This is a genomic window from Paraburkholderia sp. USG1, from assembly GCF_031570135.1.
Taxonomy (GTDB): domain Bacteria; phylum Pseudomonadota; class Gammaproteobacteria; order Burkholderiales; family Burkholderiaceae; genus Paraburkholderia; species Paraburkholderia dioscoreae.
Genome location: NZ_JAMWXW010000067.1, coordinates 1 through 2,863, shown reverse-complemented (window position 1 = coordinate 2,863; position 2,863 = coordinate 1). Strand labels below are relative to the sequence as shown.

The 2,863-nt window shown below is 63.9% G+C and carries 2 protein-coding genes; both read right to left on the bottom strand.

Features of this window, described 5'->3' with window-relative positions; genetic code table 11:
• Positions 1 to 1,115 (bottom strand): cytochrome d ubiquinol oxidase subunit II (cydB, locus tag NE850_RS39225; protein WP_310700410.1); only part of this gene is annotated, 1,115 nt, incomplete at its 3' end.
• A 35-nt stretch (positions 1,116 to 1,150) separates the two neighbouring features.
• Positions 1,151 to 2,758 carry a cytochrome ubiquinol oxidase subunit I gene (locus tag NE850_RS39220; RefSeq protein WP_007179434.1) on the bottom strand — a complete coding sequence of 536 codons (1,608 nt, stop codon included), beginning with the start codon at positions 2,756 to 2,758 and terminating at the stop codon, positions 1,151 to 1,153.
• Positions 2,759 to 2,863 lie beyond the last annotated feature (105 nt).

Genomic DNA, 2,863 nt, shown 5'->3' with positions numbered 1-2,863 from the left:
TCTTCGAGCGCCGCGGCCGTCACCTTGCCGCGCATCACGCGATACACCCAGCTCGTGTAGATCAGGATGAGCGGCAGGAACACGATCACGGCGATCAGCATGATCTGCAGCGTCATGCGGCTCGAGGTCGAGTCCCACACGGTGAGGCTGCTGCGGCCGTCGAGTGAGGAGGGCATGATGAACGGGAACATCGAGAAGCCCGCCGTGAGGATCACACCGATAATCATCAGCGAGGTCGCCAGAAAGGCGCTCTTCTCGAAACGCGAGCGTGCGAGTAGCGTGGCCAGCACGCCGCCCACCAGACCGGCCACCGGCGCGGCCACCATCCACGGATAGGTCGCGTAGTTGGTCAGCCACAGGCCGGGTGCGCCGATCACGCTCTTCAGCAGCGGATTGGCGACCGTGTCGAGCGGCGCGGCGTCGACCAGCTGATAGCCGCCGATCATCGTGGCGATCAGCGCACCGGCAATCAGGAACAGCACCACGGCCGCGAACGAAGCGATCCGCAGCGCGAGCGAGGCGCGCTCGGCCACAATGTCGTCCGCTTTCATCTTCACGAAGGCGGCGCCATGCGCGGCCAGCATCGACACGCTGACGAGCCCGCACAGCACCGCGAACGGGTTGAGCAGCGCGAAGAAACCGCCGTGATAGGTCACGCGCAGGTCGGTATCGAACGAGAACGGCACGCCTTGCAGCAGGTTGCCGAACGCGACGCCGAACACCAGGGCCGGCACGAAGCCGCCGACGAACAGTGCCCAGTCCCACGCGCTGCGCCAGCGCGGATCTTCACGCTTGCTGCGGTAGTCGAAGCCGACCGGCCGGAAGAACAGCGAGAACAGCACCAGCAGCATGGCGAAATAGAAGCCGGAGAACGACGCCGCGTACACCAGCGGCCACGCGGCGAACATCGCGCCGCCCGCGGTGATGAGCCAGACCTGATTGCCTTCCCAGGTCGCGCCCACCGTGTTGACGACGATGCGCCGCTCGGCGTCCGTCTTGCCGATGAACGGCAGCAGGATCGCCGCGCCCATGTCGAAGCCGTCGGTGAGCGCGAAGCCGATCAGCAGTACGCCGATCAGCACCCACCAGATCAGTTTGAGGGTTGCATAATCCATGATGATCTTTTCCCTTGAATCTCGGTGTCGGCGAATCAGGCGACCGTGCTGGTCGGCAGCGGCCGGTTGCCCAGCGGCCGATCCGGTGACGGTTGTTCGTGGTGATAGCGGCCCGTATGCAGCGACGAGGGACCGAGCCGCGCGTACTTGAACATCAGCATGATTTCGATGATGAACAGCGCCGTGTAGAACACCACGAAGCCGCCGATACTCAGATACAGGTCGCCCGCGGTCAGACTCGAGGCTGACAGGCTGGTGGGCAGAATGCCCGCGATGGTCCACGGCTGGCGGCCCACTTCAGCGACGATCCAGCCGAATTCAGCCGCGAGCCAGGGCAGCGGAATCGCCCACAGCGCCCAGCGCAGGAACCAGCGGCGCTTCTCCAGCAACAGTGAGCGCTGCGCGCAGAACCAGAAGGCGAGCACGAAGGTCGCGAGGAACAGGATGCCGAGGCCCACCATCAGGCGGAACGAGAAGAACACAGGCGCCACGGGCGGGATCGTTTTCTTCGCGGCCTGGGTGATCTGGTCGGGCGTGGCGTCGGTGACGTTCGCGGTGAACTGCTTGAGCATCAGGCCGTAGCCGAGATCCTGCTTGTGCGCGTCGAAGGCGGCTTTGGCTTCGTCGGTGACGTCGCCCTGTTTGAGCTTCTGCAGCGCGGCGTAGGCCAGCATGCCGTTGCGGATGCGCGCCTCGTTGCGCACCATGAGCTCTTTCAGGCCGACCACGGGTTCGTCGAGCGAGCGCGTGGCGATCAGGCCGAGCGCGTAGGGAACCCGGATCGCGTAGTCGGTGCGCTCCTCCTTCTGGTTCGGAATCCCGATGATCGTGAACGGGGCCGGCGCGGGGGCGGTTTCCCATTCGGATTCGATCGCGGCGAGCTTGACCTGCTGGACTTCGCCGGTGCGGTAGCCGGATTCGTCGCCGAGTACGATCACGCACAGCGTGGACGCAAGACCGAAACCGGCGGCAATCGCGAACGAGCGCAGCGCGAATTCGGTGTCGCGGCGCTTGAGCAGATACCACGACGACACGCCGAGCACGAACATCGAGGCCGTTACATAGCCGGCGGAGACGGTGTGCACGAACTTGACCTGCGCGACCGGATTGAGCAGCACGGAGAAGATGCTGTCGAGCTCCATGCGCATGGTCTGGTAGTTGAAGGTCGCGCCGACTGGATTGTTCATCCAGCCGTTGGCTACCAGAATCCACAGGGCCGAGAGGTTCGAGCCGAGCGCGACGAGGAACGTGACGGACACGTGCTGGACCTTCGAGAGACGCTTCCAGCCGAAGAAGAACAGGCCGACGAAGGTCGATTCGAGGAAGAACGCCATCAGGCCTTCGACGGCGAGCGGCACGCCGAAAATGTCGCCCACATAGTGCGAGTAATACGACCAGTTGGTGCCGAACTGGAATTCGAGCGTGAGACCGGTGGTCACGCCCATGGCAAAGTTGATGCCGAAGAGCTTGCCCCAGAACTGGGTCATGTCCTTGTAGATCTGCTTGCCGGTCATCACGTAGACCGATTCCATGATGACGAGCAGCCAGGACAGGCCGAGCGTGAGCGGGACGAACAGGAAGTGATAAAGCGCCGTGATGGCGAACTGGAGGCGCGACAGTTCTACGACTTCGCTAACGGGCATGTTGATCACCTTGGGACGGATGCGGGGCAGGCACGGACAGCAGCGCCTGCGCGACTTGCTCAGGCGGGAGCGACATGTGCTCTGCCTGCGGATGATTGAAGAAGG

What these genes read in the sequence shown, in the direction of transcription:
- NE850_RS39220 (WP_007179434.1), bottom strand. Translation starts at nt 2,758, where the DNA reads ATGCCCGTTAGCGAAGTCGTAGAACTGTCGCGCCTCCAGTTCGCCATC.